The sequence below is a fragment of the Brachybacterium aquaticum genome (assembly GCF_014204755.1).
Lineage (GTDB): Bacteria > Actinomycetota > Actinomycetes > Actinomycetales > Dermabacteraceae > Brachybacterium > Brachybacterium aquaticum.
In genome coordinates this window covers 507,962-523,817 of the sequence record NZ_JACHLZ010000001.1, presented here as the reverse complement: position 1 = coordinate 523,817, position 15,856 = coordinate 507,962, and the positions used below count along the sequence as shown (strand labels likewise).

General features: G+C 68.4%; 8 protein-coding genes. 1 reads left to right on the top strand and 7 read right to left on the bottom strand.

Annotation, left to right across the window (positions count from 1 at the left end; all coding sequences use genetic code 11):
* Positions 1-85: 85 nt before the first annotated feature.
* On the top strand, positions 86-1,111 hold the full coding sequence (locus tag HNR70_RS02235; protein WP_184324225.1) for a general stress protein: 1,026 nt from the start codon (positions 86-88) through the stop codon (positions 1,109-1,111).
* Positions 1,112-1,530: 419 nt separating this feature from the next.
* Here the strand turns inward: HNR70_RS02235 and tuf are convergent, their stop codons facing one another.
* The 7 genes from tuf to rpoB form a co-directional block, all read right to left on the bottom strand.
* The gene (tuf, locus tag HNR70_RS02230) at positions 1,531-2,718 is read right to left on the bottom strand and encodes an elongation factor Tu (RefSeq protein ID WP_184324224.1); all 1,188 of its coding nucleotides are present in this window, start codon (positions 2,716-2,718) and stop codon (positions 1,531-1,533) included.
* A gap of 129 nt (positions 2,719-2,847) precedes the next feature.
* The gene (gene fusA, locus HNR70_RS02225) at positions 2,848-4,995 is read right to left on the bottom strand and encodes an elongation factor G (RefSeq protein ID WP_184324223.1); all 2,148 of its coding nucleotides are present in this window, start codon (positions 4,993-4,995) and stop codon (positions 2,848-2,850) included.
* A 91-nt stretch (positions 4,996-5,086) separates the two neighbouring features.
* The gene (rpsG, locus tag HNR70_RS02220; protein WP_184324222.1) at positions 5,087-5,557 is read right to left on the bottom strand and encodes a 30S ribosomal protein S7; all 471 of its coding nucleotides are present in this window, start codon (positions 5,555-5,557) and stop codon (positions 5,087-5,089) included.
* Entirely contained in the window at positions 5,557-5,931 is a 375-nt protein-coding gene (gene rpsL, locus HNR70_RS02215; RefSeq protein WP_184324221.1) for a 30S ribosomal protein S12, read from the bottom strand. The genes rpsG and rpsL overlap by 1 nt, the downstream gene beginning before the upstream one ends.
* A 558-nt stretch (positions 5,932-6,489) precedes the next feature.
* Positions 6,490-7,848 (bottom strand): resuscitation-promoting factor, encoded by a 1,359-nt coding sequence (locus tag HNR70_RS16160; protein WP_184324220.1) that lies wholly within the window; start codon positions 7,846-7,848, stop codon positions 6,490-6,492.
* 461 nt (positions 7,849-8,309) lie between these two features.
* Complete coding sequence (locus tag HNR70_RS02205) at positions 8,310-12,200, bottom strand: DNA-directed RNA polymerase subunit beta' (protein WP_184324219.1); 3,891 nt, start codon at positions 12,198-12,200, stop codon at positions 8,310-8,312.
* Positions 12,201-12,329: 129 nt separating this feature from the next.
* Positions 12,330-15,818: a DNA-directed RNA polymerase subunit beta gene (gene rpoB, locus HNR70_RS02200; RefSeq protein ID WP_184324218.1), complete on the bottom strand. Its 3,489-nt coding sequence runs from the start codon at positions 15,816-15,818 to the stop codon at positions 12,330-12,332.
* Between the last annotated feature and the right edge of the window lie 38 nt (positions 15,819-15,856).

The following is a 15,856-nucleotide window of genomic DNA, read 5'->3' as shown; positions in this document are numbered from 1 at the left end:
CAATGTCACGGTTCGGCAACCCTGCCCCGGGAGCGTCCGGTTCCCGCCCAGGTGATTCGCGTCTTCAGGGTCTACCGTGGGCCGCATGAGTCAGCCTCCGCAGAGCCAGCAGCCGGCCTCCCCCCTGACCGCGCGCCTGTACGACCTCGAGTACCCGCGCTCGCTCGGTGTGTACAGCACCTATCAGGAGGTCCAGTCCGTGGTCGACACCCTCGCCGACCACGAGTTCCCGGTGCAGTCGACCCTCATCGTCGGCACCGATCTGAAGCTCATGGAGCGCGTGACCGGCCGACGCACCTGGCCCAAGGTCATCGGGCAGGGCGCGCTCTCCGGTCTGTGGATGGGCCTGTTCCTGGGCCTGCTGCTGCTCCTGCTGAGCCCCGGCAGCATGATGATCGTGCTGTCCAGCATCGTCATGGGCATCGTGTTCTTCACCGTCTGGGCGGTGATCGGCTACGCCATGACCGGCGGCAAGCGCGACTTCACCTCGATGACCGCCACGATCCCGATGCAGTACGAGCTGCTGGTCGAGCACAAGCATGCCGACCAGGCCCGCCGCATCCTCGCCGAGTCCGGTGCCGCCCCTGCGGTCCGGACACCGGTCGGCGTGCCGGGTGCTCAGCCCGGCGCCGCCGGTCAGTACGGTGCCGGCGGTCAGCACGGCACCGGGGGCCAGTTCGGCACGAGCGGTCAGTACGGCGGCGCCCCGCAGGGCCACCCCCAGCACGGCGCGCAGCAGCACGGCGCGGCCCCGCAGGGCGGGCAGTACGGTGCTCAGCCGACCGGGCAGTACGGCGCCTCGGTCCCCTCGGACTCCGCCCCCTCCGAGCAGTACGGCTACGGCGGCCAGCAGCAGGCCCCGTCGCAGCGCGCCCCGCACCAGTCCTTCGGTCAGCCGGCCGCGCAGGGGCCCGGCACCGCGGACTCCTCGAGCCAGCGCTCCCCACGTCCGAGCTTCGGCCAGCCTGCGGGGACCCCGCTGCGCGAGGACTCCCGCCCGGCAAGCGCGGCGGACTCCGCGCAGGGCGGCTCCGAGGGCGCGGGGATCGACTCCTCGTCGGCCGACGGCGCCGCCGACGGTCGCTCCGCCGAGGGCGACCAGGAGCGCTGACCTCGCCCGACCCCCGCTGACTCATCCCTCGGCCCCCGGCCCCGCGGACCGCGCGGACCGGGGGCCGTGTCGTGGTCGAGGCCGGTGCGCGGAGCACGGAGGAGCACCGAGCACGGAGAACGGAGCGACCACGCTGCCCTCGGCAGCGCCCCCGTCGGCCGCTCTGCCAGCACGCCCCCGTCGGCCGCCCCGTCGGCCGGCCAGTCCCCGCCGGCCGGCCGGTCCCCGTCGGCCGCGCCTCCCGGCGGCGCCCCGTCGGCCGCATGCCCGACGGCGCCCCCCGTCGGCCGCATCCCGACCGACACGCGCCCGCCCTCGGGCATGCGGAAGGCCCCGCACCGGAGAACCGGTGCGGGGCCTTCTCGACGGCTGGGCGCTCGGAGGAGCGCCTCGCGTCCGCGGGGTCTCCCCCGCTCAGATCACTTGAGGATCTTGGTGACGCGGCCGGAGCCCACGGTGCGGCCACCCTCACGGATGGCGAAGCCGAGGCCCTCCTCCATGGCGATGGGCTGGATGAGCTCCACCGTCATCTCGGTGTTGTCGCCGGGCATGACCATCTCGGTGCCCTCGGGCAGCGTGATGACGCCGGTGACGTCGGTGGTCCGGAAGTAGAACTGCGGGCGGTAGTTCGAGTAGAACGGGTTGTGACGGCCGCCCTCATCCTTGGAGAGGATGTAGACCTGCGCCTCGAACTGGGTGTGCGGGGTGATGGAGCCCGGCTTCACGACGACCTGGCCGCGCTCGACGTCCTCGCGCTTGGTGCCGCGGAGCAGCAGACCGCAGTTCTCGCCGGCCCACGCCTCGTCCATCTGCTTGTGGAACATCTCGATGCCGGTGACCGTGGTCTTCTGGGGCTCACGGATGCCGACGATCTCGATCTCGGAGTTGATCGCGAGCTTGCCGCGGTCGACCTTGCCGGTGACGACGGTGCCACGACCCTGGATCGTGAAGACGTCCTCGATCGGCATGAGGAAGGGCTGGTCGAGGTCACGAACCGGGTCCGGGATGGACTCGTCGACGGCCTCCATGAGCTCCTCGACGGACTTGACCCACTTCTCGTCGCCCTCGAGGGCCTTGAGCGCGGAGACCTTGATGACGGGAGCGTCCTCGTCGAAGCCCTGGGCGCCCAGCATCTCGCGGACCTCCATCTCGACGAGCTCGAGGATCTCCTCGTCGTCGACCATGTCGGCCTTGTTCAGCGCGGCGAGCAGGTAGGGAACGCCGACCTGCTTCGCGAGCAGAACGTGCTCACGGGTCTGGGCCATCGGGCCGTCGGTGGCGGCGACCACGAGGATGGCGCCGTCCATCTGCGCCGCACCGGTGATCATGTTCTTCACGTAGTCGGCGTGGCCGGGGGCGTCGACGTGCGCGTAGTGACGCTTCTCGGTCTCGTACTCGATGTGCGAGACGTTGATCGTGATGCCGCGCTGCTTCTCCTCGGGCGCGTTGTCGATCGTGTCGAAGTCGCGCTTCTCGTTGACGTCGGGGTACTTGTCGTACAGGACCTTCGAGATCGCGGCGCTCAGCGTGGTCTTGCCATGGTCGACGTGACCGATGGTGCCGATGTTGACGTGCGGCTTGGTCCGCTCGAACTTGGCCTTGGCCATTGTGGTGTCCTCCTAGGACTTCTTCTCGTGGTACTTCTGGATCGGGATCGGATCCCCTCCCTGAGGGGAGGAGGTCCGAGGGAAGCGGGGGAACAGGAGCAGGAGCCTACTACCTGCTCCCCCGACTTCTCACTCGCCCCGGGTCTTCGCGACGATCTCGTCCGCGATGTTGGACGGAACCTCCGCGTAGCTGTCGAACTGCATGGTGTACATCGCACGACCCTGGGTCTTGGACCGCAGGTCACCGACGTAGCCGAACATCTCCGACAGCGGGACGAGAGCACGGACGATCTTGACCCCGCTCGCGTCCTCCATCGACTGCACCTGCCCGCGACGCGAGTTCAGGTCGCCGATGACATCTCCCATGTACTCCTCAGGAGTACGGACCTCGACGTCCATGAGCGGCTCGAGGAGGACCGGCTGCGCCTTGCGCAGGGCCTCCTTGGCGGCCATGGAGCCGGCGATCTTGAAGGCCATCTCCGAGGAGTCGACGTCGTGGTAGGCGCCGTCGATCAGGGAGGCCTTGACGTTCACGACCGGGTAGCCGGCCATGATGCCCGACTGCAGGGCGTCCTGGATGCCCGCGTCCACGCTCGGGATGTACTCGCGCGGGATGCGACCACCGGTCACCTTGTTCTCGAACTCGTAGAACACACCCTCCTCCGCGTCGGTGAGCGGGGCGAACGTGATCTGGACCTTCGCGAACTGGCCGGAGCCACCGGTCTGCTTCTTGTGGGTGAAGTCGTACTTCTCCACCGTCCGCTTGATGGTCTCGCGGTAGGCGACCTGGGGCTTGCCGATGTTCGCCTCGACGTTGAACTCGCGGCGCATGCGGTCCACGAGGATGTCGAGGTGCAGCTCGCCCATGCCCTTGATGACGGTCTGGCCGGTCTCCTCGTCGAGCTCCACCTGGAAGGTCGGGTCCTCCTTGGCGAGCTTCTGGATCGCGACGCCGAGCTTCTCCTGGTCGCCCTTGGTCTTCGGCTCGATGGCGACCGAGATGACCGGCTCCGGGAAGCTCATGGACTCGAGCTGGATCGGGTTCGACGGATCGGTCAGGGTGTCACCGGTGGTGGTGTCCTTCAGGCCGATGAACGCGTAGATGTGGCCCGCGAAGGCCTCCTCGACCGGATTCTCCTTGTTGGAGTGCATCTGGAAGAGCTTGCCGACGCGCTCCTTCTTGCCGGTGGTGGCGTTGAGGATCTGGTCGCCCTGCTTCACCTGACCGGAGTACACGCGCACGTAGGTGAGCGCACCGAAGAACGGGTGGGCCGCGACCTTGAACGCGAGCGCCGAGAAGGGCTCGTTCCAGTCGGGCTTGCGGGTGAGGGTGGTCTCCTCGTCGCCCGGCTTGTGACCCTCCATCGGGGGCACGTCGAGCGGGGAGGGCAGGTAGTCGATGACGCCGTCGAGCATGGGCTGGACGCCCTTGTTCTTGAAGGCGGAGCCGCAGAAGACGGGGTACGCCTGCGAGGAGACGGTCAGGGCGCGGATGCCGGCCTTGAGCTCCTCGACGGAGAGGTCACCCTCCTCGAGGTACTTGTCCATGAGCTCCTCGGAGCTCTCGGCCACGTCCTCGACCAGCTTGGAGCGGTACTCGTCCACGGTGTCCTGCAGCTCGGCGGGGATCGGGATCTCCCGCTGCCACTGGCCCAGCGACGCGTCGCCCTTCTTGGCGTTGATCGCCGGCATGTCCGCGTCGAGCTTCTCGGGCCACTCGTAGGCCTTCATCTCGACGAGGTCGACGACGCCCTGGAAGTCGTTCTCGGCACCGATCGGGACCTGCATGACCAGCGGCTTGGCGCCGAGGCGGTCGATGATGGTCTTCACGGTGAAGAAGAAGTCGGCGCCCAGCTTGTCCATCTTGTTGACGAAGCAGATGCGGGGCACGTCGTACTTGTCGGCCTGGCGCCAGACGGTCTCGGACTGGGGCTCCACGCCCTCCTTGCCGTCGAACACCGCGACGGCACCGTCGAGCACGCGCAGCGAGCGCTCCACCTCGACGGTGAAGTCCACGTGGCCGGGGGTGTCGATGATGTTGATCTGGTTGTCGTGCCAGTAGCAGGTCGTCGCGGCCGACGTGATCGTGATGCCGCGCTCCTTCTCCTGCTCCATCCAGTCCATGGTGCCGGCGCCGTCGTGGGTCTCGCCCATCTTGTAGTTCACGCCGGTGTAGAAGAGGATGCGCTCGGTCGTGGTGGTCTTGCCGGCATCGATGTGAGCCATGATGCCGATGTTGCGGACCTTGTTCAGGTCGCTGAGCACTTCGAGTGCCACGGGCTTGTGCCTTTCTGAAGGACGGATGGTGCGGGGCCGCGGACGGCGAGCGGTGGGGCCCACCCACGAGTGGGCGGGCCCCACCGTGCGCTCACCAGCGGTAGTGAGCGAAGGCGCGGTTGGACTCGGCCATCTTGTGGGTGTCCTCGCGGCGCTTCACAGCGGCACCGAGGCCGTTCGAGGCGTCGAGGATCTCGTTCATCAGACGCTCGGTCATGGTGTGCTCGCGGCGGGCGCGGGCGTAGCTGACCAGCCAGCGCAGCGCCAGGGTGGTGGCGCGGCCGGGCTTGACCTCGATCGGGACCTGGTAGGTCGCACCGCCGACGCGGCGGGAGCGGACCTCGAGCGACGGACGGATGTTGTCCAGCGCCTTCTTCAGGGTGACGACCGGGTCCTGGCCGTTCTTCTCACGGCAGCCCTCGAGGGCGTCGTAGACGATGCCCTCGGCGACGGTCTTCTTGCCGTCGAGGAGGATCTTGTTGATCAGCTGGGTGACGATCGGCGAGCCGTAGACCGGGTCGACGACGAGCTGGCGCTTGGGAGCGGGGCCCTTACGAGGCATTACTTCTTCTCCTTCTTCGCGCCGTAGCGGGAGCGCGCCTGCTGGCGGCCCTTGACGGCCTGGGTGTCCAGGGCGCCGCGCACGATCTTGTAGCGGACACCGGGCAGGTCCTTCACACGACCGCCGCGGACGAGCACGATGGAGTGCTCCTGCAGGTTGTGGCCCTCACCGGGGATGTAGGCGGTCACCTCGACGCCGGTGGAGAGACGAACACGCGCGATCTTGCGCAGCGCGGAGTTCGGCTTCTTGGGGGTCTGGGTGTAGACGCGCGTGCAGACACCGCGGCGCTGGGGAGACCCCTTGAGCGCGGGCGTCTTGGAGGTCGAGGACTTGGCCTCGCGCCCCTTGCGCACCAACTGCTGAATAGTGGGCACAGCTTCTCTTCCTGTTCGGCCACCGGTGCTGTTGACACCGGAGGATCGACATCTTCGACCGCTTCCGCGGCCGGCGACCCGATGCGCCTCCCCCGGCCCGGGGGATGATGGCGGATCGACCCGCCCGTCAGACGATGGCGTCTGCCGGGCGTCCTGGAGGACCGTGATCGGTGCCCTCGCGCAGGGGCCCGGGCCGGGCCACCCGCCCGCTTTCGGGCACGCCGCGAGGATCCGCTCCTCGCGGGGGACACCTCCCGCAGCCGGTGAAGGCCGCGGGTCAGTCCCGGGTCACGACCAGAGGGCACTCCGGACGCAGGTTCGAGTCTACTTATCGCCCTGGGACGGGGTCAAAGCTTCGCCCCGCATCCGACGCAGATCACATGACGGCACGTGTCCGCCGATTTGCCAGGAGATGAACGCGCAGGGTACGGGCAGGCCCCTCCCCCTCCGGTCCCCCGCGCTCTCCCCCGGGGACGCGACGAGCGCGCCGCAGGGTGTGCGGCGCGCTCGTCGGCGATGGTGCTGCGGTGCAGCTGCTCCGCGGTGCGGAGCGGTGGATCAGCGGATGCCGAGCTTCGAGGTGCAGGCCGGCCAGGCGCCCCAGCCCTGGTTGGCCTGGACCTTCTTGGCGATGTCGATCTGCTGGGCGCGGGTGGCCAGGTTGGCGGTGGGGGCGTACTTGTCGCCGCCGTAGGCCAGCCAGGTGCCGCGGTTGAACTGCAGACCGCCGTAGTAGCCGTTGCCGGTGTTGATGGACCAGTTGCCGCCGGACTCGCACTGCGCGAGGCGGTCCCAGACAGAGCCCGAGGGCGCCGCCGGGGCGGAGGCGCCGGTGTTGGAGCTCTTCGAGGAGGAGCTGGAGCTCGAGGACTCCGAGGACTTCTTGGACTCGGAGGAGCTCGAGGACTTCGTCGACTCGGAGGAGCTGGACGACTTCTTCGACTCGGAGGAGCTGGAGGACTCGGAGGAGGAGCTGCGCTCGGTGCTGCGGTTGGACTTCGACCCGGTGTCCTCGCGCTTCTCGGTGGACTTCTGCGCGGGCGCGGCGGTCTCGGCCGGGGCGGCCTCGGGCTCGGGCTCGGGCTTCGGCTTGGTGCCCTTGGCGACCACCTCGGTGACGGGCTCGGAGACGACCTTCTCGGAGACGAGCTCGGACTCGGTGACCTCGCCGTTGACGGTCTTCTCGGAGAAGACCTTCTCGGTGACGCCGGCCTTGCCCTCGGTGGTGGTCTTGGTGGTGCCCTCGAGGAGGGTGTCGTCCTCGACGGTCTTGGTCTCGAAGGGGACCTCGACCTTCTCGGTGCGCTCGGTCTCGCGGACGCGGTTCACGGTGTGGGTCGAGCCGTCCTCGAGGACGGTGTCCAGCGGAACGTCGGAGGTGTCGGTGTCCTCGATGTCGCTGAGGACCTTCTTCATCGCCTCGCCGACGGTAAGGGCGGTGACCTCGAAGGTGTCCTGGCCGTACTGGCCCACGAAGGTGACGGTCTTGCGGGTGACGACCTCGACCTGGCCGTTCGCGTCCTCGAGGCTCGCGTCGAGGGCGGGGGTGATCTCGGCGCCCTCGGTGTCGGCGCCGGTCTCCTCGACCACGTCGGCGACGGTGTCACCGGTGGTGAGGACCTCCTGGTCCACGCCGTCGACGCTCACGGTGACGGGGGTGCGCTGGATGACCTGGATGGCCAGGCCGTCGGTGACGACCTCGTCCAGGCCCGGCAGCACCAGGTCGGTGTCCTTGACCTCGATGCCCTGGGCGTCGAGGAGCTCGGCGACGGTCGGCTGCGAGAACAGGCGGACCGAGGACTGCTCGCCGTACACGTCGAGGTCGGCGGTGCTGGACATCGCATACGCGGTGCCGCCGCCGCCCACGGCCACCACGCACGCGGTCGCAGCGCCGATGATCCACGGAGTCTTCTTCACAATTCCACCTGTTCCTGCCGCGGTCGCGCGGCGTCCTCTGTCGTCGTCTGGAGCGTCGGACCCCGCGGGGCGGGGTCTGCAGCTCCGGCACGCGCGCACCGGCGCCGGAAGGCGCAGCAGGAAGGGTCGCACGGGAACTGCCTGGATCCATGGTTTCGTTCTTCTCGCCCTGACGTAAGGGCGGGGGGAAGAGTTTGGGCAAGGGTCCGAAAGCTCTTTACCCTCCCGTGAACCTCCGTGCCGCACAGGTCACGAAAAGCGCTCTCACAGGCTCCGGCGCGGCGACCTGGGCCACAGGCGCGCCCGTGGCGCGGGGCACAGCGGGCGTCGGCCGCCCCTCCCCCGCGCGCCCACCCCGGCATGCCCCCGGACGAACGCCGACGGGCGGCCCCACCGTGAGGTGGGACCGCCCGTCGGGGTGGTGCGGATCAGACGATCACGCGCTCAGCGCTTAGCGCCGATCAGCGGAAGTCCGTCCGGAAGGGATCGGCGTAGTCGATGTCGTCGAGGTTGACGGCACCGGTCTGGCCGAAGCCGGAGAAGTCCAGCTCGTCGTAGCCGGGCACCTGGTACATCTGCGCCTTGGCCTCGTCGGTGGGCTCCACCGCGATACGGCGGAAGCGCGACAGGCCGGTGCCGGCCGGGATCAGCTTGCCGATGATCACGTTCTCCTTGAGCCCCATGAGCTGGTCGCTCTTGCGGTTCAGGGCGGCCTCGGTGAGGACGCGCGTGGTCTCCTGGAAGGACGCGGCCGACAGCCACGACTCGGTCGCCAGCGACGCCTTGGTGATGCCCATGAGCTCGGGACGACCGGAGGCCGGCTGACCGCCCTCGGCGAGGACCCGACGGTTCTCGCGCTCGAAGGTCACGCGCTCGGCGAAGTCGCCGGGCAGCAGGTCGGTGTCGCCGGACTCGATGACCGTCACGCGGCGCAGCATCTGCCGCACGATGACCTCGATGTGCTTGGCGTGGATGTCCACGCCCTGGCTGATGTACACCTTCTGGACCTCGTCCACGAGGTGCTGCTGCACCGCGCGGGGGCCGAGGATGCGCAGCACCTGCTTGGGGTCGACGGAGCCCTGGGTGAGCTGCTGGCCCACCTCGAGGTGATCGCCGTCGGAGATCAGCAGGGTGACGCGCTTGGAGACGGTGTAGGTCACCGGCTCCGAGCCGTCGTCCGGCGTGACCGTGATCCGACGCTGCTTGTCGTTCTCCTCGATCTCGGCGCGGCCGGCGAACTCGGTGATCGGCGCGAAGCCGGCCGGGGTGCGGGCCTCGAAGAGCTCCTGCACACGCGGCAGACCGTGCGTGATGTCGCCGTCGGCGCTGGCCACACCACCGGAGTGGAAGGTACGCATGGTCAGCTGCGTGCCGGGCTCACCGATGGACTGGGCCGCGACGATGCCGACGGCCTCACCGATGTCGACCAGCTGGCCGGTCGCGAGCGAGCGGCCGTAGCACTGGGCGCAAGTGCCCACCGCGGAGTCACAGGTCAGCACGGAGCGGATCTTGACCTCGCGCACGCCGGCCTCGACGAGCTGCTCGATGAGCACGTCGCCGAGCTCGGTGCCCGCCGACGCCGCCTCGGTGCCGTCGGCGCCGATCGCGGCGGTCGCCAGGACACGGCCGTAGACGGTGGACTCGACGTGGTCGTGCGTGCGCAGCGCGCCCGCCTCCTCGACCGCGATCGGGAGCACCAGGCCCTTGGTCGTGCCGCAGTCGTCCTCGCGGACGATGACGTCCTGGGAGACGTCGACCAGACGACGGGTCAGGTAGCCCGACTGGGCGGTCTTCAGCGCCGTGTCCGCGAGGCCCTTGCGGGAGCCGTGCGAGGCGATGAAGTACTCCAGGACCGAGAGCCCCTCCTTGTAGTTGGAGAGGATCGGGCGCGGGATGATCTCGCCCTTCGGGTTGTTCACCAGACCGCGCATACCGGCGATCTGACGGATCTGCATCCAGTTGCCTCGGGCGCCGGAGTCCACCATGCGGTAGATGGTGTTGGTCGACTCGAAGTTCTGACGCATGGCCTGGTCGACCTCGTTGGTCGCCTCGGTCCAGATGTCGATGAGCTCCATGTTGCGCTCGGTCTCGGAGACCAGACCCAGGTCACGGTTCTCCTGGACCTGCGCGGCCTTGGCCTCGTACTTCGCGATGATCTCCGCCTTGCTGGGCGGGGTCACCACGTCGGACAGCGCGAAGGACGCGCCCGAGCGGGTGGACCACGAGAAGCCGTAGGCCTTCAGCGCGTCCAGGGACGCGGCCACCTGGCCCTTGTCGTAGCGCTCGGCGAGGGCGTTGACGATCACGCCCAGGCGCTTCTTGCCGACCTGGCCCTGCACGAACGGGAAGTCCTCCGGCAGGGTCTCGTTGAAGTACACCGCGCCCAGCGTGGTGTGCAGGATGACCGGGTCGCCCTCGGTCCAGCCCTCGGGGGCCTCCCAGTCGCTCGGCGGGACGATCTCCTCCGCCTCGAAGCGGATGTCCACCGAGGCGTTCAGGTGCAGCTCGCCCCGGTCATAGGCCATGATCGCCTCGGCCACGGAGGAGAAGGCGCGACCCACGCCGGGGACGTCCTCGCGCACCGTGGTGATGTGGTACAGACCGATGATCATGTCCTGGGCGGGCATGGTCACGGGACGGCCGTCGGAGGGCTTGAGGATGTTGTTCGAGGACAGCATCAGGATGCGGGCCTCGGCCTGCGCCTCCGCGGACAGCGGCAGGTGCACGGCCATCTGGTCACCGTCGAAGTCGGCGTTGAAGGCGGCGCACACCAGCGGGTGCAGGTGGATGGCCTTGCCCTCGACCAGCTGCGGCTCGAAGGCCTGGATGCCCAGGCGGTGCAGGGTCGGCGCACGGTTCAGCAGCACCGGGTGCTCGGTGATGACCTCCTCGAGCACGTCCCAGACCTCGGGGCGGGCGCGCTCGACCATGCGCTTGGCGGCCTTGACGTTCTGGGCGTGGCTGAGCTCGACCAGGCGCTTCATGACGAAGGGCTTGAACAGTTCCAGCGCCATGCCCTTGGGCAGACCGCACTGGTGCAGCTTGAGCTGCGGGCCGTTCACGATCACGGAGCGGGCGGAGTAGTCCACGCGCTTGCCCAGCAGGTTCTGGCGGAAGCGGCCCTGCTTGCCCTTGAGCATGTCGGAGAGCGACTTCAGCGGGCGGTTGCCCGGACCGGTGACCGGACGACCGCGGCGGCCGTTGTCGAACAGCGAGTCCACCGACTCCTGCAGCATGCGCTTCTCGTTGTTCACGATGATCTCGGGCGCACCGAGATCCAGCAGCCGCTTGAGGCGGTTGTTGCGGTTGATCACGCGGCGGTACAGGTCGTTGAGGTCGGAGGTCGCGAAGCGGCCGCCGTCCAGCTGCACCATCGGGCGCAGGTCCGGGGGGATCACCGGGACGGCGTCCAGGACCATGCCCACCGGGGAGTTGGTGGTGGTGAGGAAGGCGGAGACGACCTTGAGGCGCTTGAGCGCACGGGCCTTCTTCTGGCCCTTGCCGGTGGCGATGATCTCGCGCAGCGAGATCGCCTCGGCCTCGAGGTCGAAGTCGGCGAGGCGACGCTGGATCGCCTCGGCGCCCATGCCGCCCTCGAAGTAGGTGCCGTAGCGCAGCTTCATGGCGCGGTAGAGCTGCTCGTCGCCCTCGAGGTCGGCGACCTTCAGGCCCTTGAAGCGCTCCCACACGCGGGTGATGCGCTCGATCTCCGCGTCGTACTTCTTGCGGATCTGGGCCTGCTCGCGCTCGGAGGAGTCGCGGACCTTGCGCTTAGCGTCGGCCTTGGCACCCTCCTCCTCGAGCTGGGCGAGATCCTTCTCCGCGGAGACGGCGCGCTGGTTGATGGCGGCGTCGCGCTCGTTCCCCAGCTCCTTGACCTCGAGGTCGAAGCGGGCCTGGAGGTCGGGCATGTCGTCGTGGCGAGCCTGCTCGTCCACGTCGGTGATCATGTAGGCCGCGAAGTAGATGATCTTCTCGAGATCCTTCGGGGCCAGGTCCAGCAGGTAGCCGAGGCGGCTCGGCACGCCCTTGAAGTACCAGATGTGGGTGACGGGAGCGGCGAGCTCCACGTGGCCCATGCGCTCACGGCGCACGGAGGACTTGGTGACCTCCACGCCGCAGCGCTCGCAGACGATGCCCTTGAAGCGGACGCGCTTGTACTTGCCGCAGTAGCACTCCCAGTCCCGGGTGGGACCGAAGATGCGCTCGCAGAACAGGCCGTCCATCTCGGGCTTCAGGGTGCGGTAGTTGATGGTCTCGGGCTTCTTGACCTCGCCGTGGGACCAGCCGCGGATGTCATCGGCGGTCGCGAGGCCGATGCGCAGCTCATCGAAGGTGTTGACGTCGAGCACAGGTGTCCTTCTCTCGATCGGAAGTCGTGGTGTCTGAGGGAACGGGGGTCGAGGGCGGGGCGGGGAGGGAGAGGGCGGACGGTCCGTGCGCTGGTGCGCGCCGTCCGCCCCTCCGGGTTCCCCCGACCGTCAGACCTCTTCGATGGAGCCGACGCCCTCGTGGGGTCGGCGGGACAGGTCGATGCCGAGCTCCTCCGCCGCGCGGAAGACCTCCTCGTCGCTCTCCTGGACCTCCTGGGCGGTGCCGTCGCTGGACAGCACCTCCACGTTCAGGCAGAGCGACTGCATCTCCTTGAGCAGCACGCGGAAGGACTCCGGGATGCCGGGCTCGGGGATGTTCTCGCCCTTGACGATCGCCTCGTAGACCTTGACACGGCCCGAGATGTCGTCGGACTTGATGGTCAGCAGCTCCTGCAGGGCGTAGGCGGCGCCGTAGGCCTCCAGGGCCCACACCTCCATCTCGCCGAAGCGCTGGCCGCCGAACTGGGCCTTACCGCCCAGCGGCTGCTGCGTGATCATCGAGTACGGACCGGTCGAGCGGGCGTGCAGCTTGTCGTCCACGAGGTGGTGGAGCTTCAGCATGTACATGTAGCCCACGGAGATCGGGTCCGGGATCGGCTCGCCGGAGCGGCCGTCGAACAGGCGCGCCTTGCCGTTCTCCTTGATCATGCGCTCACCGTCGCGGTTGGGGCGGTGGTTCTTGATCAGGCCGGTGACCTCGTCGGCGGTGAGGCCGTCGAAGACCGGGACCGCGACGGGGGTGCCGGGCTCGCCGTGCATCGCCGACTCGGGCAGGTCCGCGAAGGTCGGGTCCTCGGTGTCGAGGTCCCAGCCGGACTTGGCGACCCAGCCGAGGTGGGTCTCCATGACCTGACCGATGTTCATACGGCCGGGCACGCCCATCGGGTTCAGGATGATGTCGACCGGGGTGCCGTCCTCCAGGAACGGCATGTCCTCGACCGGCAGGATCTTGGCGATGACGCCCTTGTTGCCGTGACGGCCGGCGAGCTTGTCGCCGTCGGTGATCTTGCGCTTCTGGGCCACGTACACGCGGACCATCTCGTTGACACCGGTGGGGAGGATGTCGCCGTCCTCGTCATCGGTGAACACGCGCACACCGATGACGGTGCCGGACTCGCCGTGGGGGACGCGCAGCGAGGTGTCGCGCACCTCGCGGGCCTTCTCGCCGAAGATGGCGCGCAGCAGGCGCTCCTCCGGGGTCAGCTCGGTCTCGCCCTTCGGGGTGACCTTGCCGACCAGGATGTCGCCCGGCTCGACCTCGGCGCCGATGCGGATGATGCCGCGCTCGTCGAGATCGGCCAGCACGTCGTCGCCGACGTTCGGGATGTCCCGGGTGATCTCCTCCTTGCCCAGCTTGGTGTCGCGGGCGTCGACCTCGTGCTCCTCGATGTGGATCGAGGTGAGGACGTCGTCCTGGACCATGCGCTGGGACAGGATGATGCCGTCCTCGTAGTTGTGGCCCTCCCACGACATGAACGCGACCAGCAGGTTCTTGCCGATGGACAGCTCGCCCTGGTCGGTCGAGGGACCGTCGGCCAGGATCGAGCCCGCCTCGACGCGGTCGCCCTCGTCGAAGAGCACGCGCTGGTTGTAGGAGTTGCCGGCGTTGGAGCGCTGGAACTTCCCGATCGGGTAGGTCTGACGGGTGCCGTCGTCGGCCATCACCACGATGAGGTCGGCGGACAGCTCCTCGATGACGCCGCCCTTCTGCGCGACGACCACGTCGCCGGCGTCGACCGCGGCGCGACGCTCCATGCCGGTGCCGACCAGCGGCATCTCCGACTTGAGCAGCGGCACGGCCTGGCGCTGCATGTTCGAGCCCATGAGCGCACGGTTGGCGTCGTCGTGCTCGAGGAAGGGGATCATCGCGGTCGCGACGGAGACCATCTGACGCGCGGAAACGTCCATGTAGTCGACCTCGGAGGCGTCGACCAGGTCCGGCTCACCGCCGGAGAGGCGCACCAGCACCTGCTCCTCGGCGAAGCGGCCGTCGTCGCCGATCTTCGCGTTCGCCTGGGCGATGATGTGACGATCCTCGTCATCCGCGGTGAGGTAGACGATCTCGTCGGTGACGAGGCCGTCGGTGACCTTGCGGTACGGGGTCTCCACGAAGCCGAACGGGTTGATGCGGGCGAAGGTCGCCAGCGAGCCGATCAGACCGATGTTCGGACCCTCGGGGGTCTCGATCGGGCACATGCGGCCGTAGTGGCTCGGGTGGACGTCGCGGACCTCCATGCCCGCGCGGTCGCGGGACAGGCCGCCCGGGCCCAGCGCCGACAGGCGGCGCTTGTGGGTCAGGCCCGACAGCGGGTTGTTCTGGTCCATGAACTGGGAGAGCTGCGAGGTGCCGAAGAACTCCTTGATCGCCGCCGTGACCGGGCGGATGTTGATCAGGGTCAGCGGGGTGATCGCCTCGACGTCCTGCGTGGTCATGCGCTCGCGGACGACGCGCTCCATGCGGGAGAGGCCCGTGCGGACCTGATTCTGGATCAGCTCGCCCACCGCGCGGATGCGACGGTTGCCGAAGTGATCGATGTCGTCAGTCTCGACGCGGACCTCGCGGCCGTCGACGCTGGTGTACTCGGTGACGCCGTCGTGCAGGGCCACGATGTACTTGATCGTCGCGACGATGTCCTGCAGGCGCAGCGTCGACTCGGAGAGGCTGCCCTCGAGGCCGAGCTTCTTGCCGATCTTGTAGCGGCCGACCTTCGCGAGGTCGTAGCGCTTGTTGTTGAAGTAGAGGTTGTTCAGCATCGCCTCGCCCGCATCGCGCGTGGGCGGCTCGCCCGGGCGCTGCTTGCGGTAGATGTCGATGAGGGCCTCGTCCTGCGAGGTGATGCGGTCCTTCTCCAGGGTGGAGCGCATGGACTCGAACTCGCCGAACTCCTCGAGGATGTCGCTGTGGGACATGCCGAGGGCCTGCAGCAGGGTCGTGACCGACTGCTTGCGCTTGCGGTCGATGCGCACGCCGACCTGATCGCGCTTGTCGACCTCGAACTCGAGCCAGGCACCGCGCGAGGGGATGACCTTGGCGGAGAAGATGTGCTTGTCCGAGGTCTTGTCGATGGACTCCTCGAAGTACACACCTGGGGAGCGGACGAGCTGCGAGACGACGACGCGCTCGGTGCCGTTGATGATGAAGGTGCCCTTGTCGGTCATGAGCGGGAACTCGCCCATGAAGACCGTCTGGGTCTTGATCTCACCGGTCTCGTTGTTCATGAACTCCGCGATGACGTACAGCGGAGCCGCGTAGGTGAGGTCCTTCTCCTTGCACTCGTCGACCGTGTACTTCGGGTCGTCGAAGGTGTGATCGCGGAACGACAGCGACATGTTGCCGGCGAAGTCCTCGATCGGGGAGATCTCCTCGAGGATGTCGGCGAGACCGGAGGTCTGCGGGACGTCCTCGCGGCCGGCGGCGGCGGCCTCGGCCGCACGCTCCTGCCAGCGCTCGTTGCCGAGCAGCCAGTCGAACGAGGTGGTCTGCAGACTCAGCAGATCCGGAACCTCGAGGGGGTCCCCCAGCTTCGCGAAGGTGACGCGAGGGGAGGCGGTACGAAGTGCGATGTCGGTGGTGCGATCGGTGCTCGAGGCAGCCAAAGGGGGGTCCTTCCACAGGCCGATGACGGAATCCCAGG

Coding starts and splice junctions, on each gene's coding strand:
- tuf (WP_184324224.1), bottom strand. CDS start 2,718: ATGGCCAAGGCCAAGTTCGAGCGGACCAAGCCGCACGTCAACATCGGC.
- HNR70_RS02235 (WP_184324225.1), top strand. CDS start 86: ATGAGTCAGCCTCCGCAGAGCCAGCAGCCGGCCTCCCCCCTGACCGCG.
- rpsG (WP_184324222.1), bottom strand. CDS start 5,557: ATGCCTCGTAAGGGCCCCGCTCCCAAGCGCCAGCTCGTCGTCGACCCG.